Genomic DNA, 1,577 nt, shown 5'->3' on the forward strand with positions numbered 1-1,577 from the left:
CCCTATTTCCGGACCGCATCGACCTCGGTGTGGGGCGTGCAGCCGTTCCCGCGGAAATCGAACAGGCGCTTAACAGGTCTGGGAGTGCCGCGGGTGGTCAGGATGACCCGATGGCGGCAGCCGGAGCATGGCTACGGGATCAAGACCAGATCGAGGAGCTCCTGGCCTGGCTTCGATTTCCGACCGATCCGGAGAACCCGTATGAGGAGATCGCACCCGGTGTGGCGGGCGGTCCGGCACCTTGGGTGCTGGGTTCATCGCCGAACAGCGCATTATTCGCCGCGCATCTCGGACTGCCATACTGCTTCGCGGGCTTCATCAAGCCTTCTGCGGCCTCGACGGCAATACAGATCTACAACGCTGCGTTCACCGCCTCAGACTTCGCGGACCAGCCCTACAGCATGCTGTCGCTTGACATCAGTTGCGCGGGTGATGATCTCGAAGCCAGGGAACTTCGCGCCTCCGCCGAATTGGTCCGACGCGACCTCGCCCGAGGTCTGGTGCGATCGGGGCCACTACCCAGTCCGGAGCAGGCACTGGCGCAGTTGGGTGTGACACCTGCACCTACGCCAGTTCGCAGCGCGCAGCTGCCGCACCAGATCTCGGGAACACCAGAGCACCTCGCGGATGTGCTTGACGAGATCCTCGCCCAGACAGGAGTCGACGAGATCTTGGCCCACGATTCGATCGGCGATCCAGATTGCCGGATGGCGTCCTATGGCCTACTTAGTTCACTGATCACCGATCAGCCCACGTTGAATGCCCCCGTTTCGGCATCGGCCTCCGGAAGTTCTCGATGAGCACCGTCCAAGACACCGAGCAACCAGTCGACGCCCTCGGTCTTGGCCCGCGGTTGGAGATCGACAATCTCGAGGTCTCCTTCCGCCGAAACGGTACGACGATTCACTCGGTCCGTGATGTCAGTATGCAGGTGGGGCCTGGCGAAATCGTCGCACTGGTCGGCGAATCCGGCTCGGGCAAGAGTGTGCTCGGCCTCAGCGTGCTCGGGTTGTTACCGGCCGACGCGGCGCCGTCGGTTCGGGGTCGGGTGGCGGTCTGCGGCACCGACATGGTGGCTGCCACCGCTACTCAGAGGCGCGCGGTCCGCCGACAGCATCTCGGCGCGGTCTTCCAGGATCCGATGACGTCTCTCAACCCGACCATGCGTATCGGCGATCAGGTCGCGGAGGCCGCAGGGTCGCGCGTCGACGCTCAGCACGTGCTCGAACTGGTCAGGCTGCCGGCGGCCAAACGGCGGATGCGGGCCTATCCCCACGAGCTATCCGGCGGACAGCGACAACGCGTCATGATCGCGATGGCCATCGCCGCCCAACCGGACCTGATCGTGGCCGACGAGCCGACTACTGCCCTTGATGTCACTGTGCAGTCGCAGATTCTGGCGCTGCTCTCGGATCTGAGGGACGAGATCGGGTGCTCGGTATTACTCGTCACGCACGACTATGCCGTGGCAGCCCAGATCGCTGACCGCGTCGCCGTGATGTACGGCGGCAGAATGATGGAGTTCGGCGACATGGGCGAGGTGCTCTCAGCACCCTCCCATCCGTACACACATGGGT

Annotated in this window: 2 protein-coding genes; both read left to right on the forward strand. The window is 64.0% G+C overall.

The annotated features are described in order from the left end of the window. The coding region (locus ACRDUX_RS13855; RefSeq protein WP_526414603.1) for an LLM class flavin-dependent oxidoreductase at nucleotides 1–800 on the forward strand (800 nt) is incomplete at its 5' end. Continuing rightward, nucleotides 797–1,577, forward strand: a 781-nt coding sequence (locus ACRDUX_RS13860) for an ABC transporter ATP-binding protein (protein ID WP_526414604.1), incomplete at its 3' end; no start/stop codon positions are given. The genes ACRDUX_RS13855 and ACRDUX_RS13860, both read left to right, overlap by 4 nt.

The sequence above is a fragment of the Mycobacterium sp. genome (assembly GCF_050701675.1).
In the GTDB taxonomy this organism is placed as follows: domain Bacteria; phylum Actinomycetota; class Actinomycetes; order Mycobacteriales; family Mycobacteriaceae; genus Mycobacterium.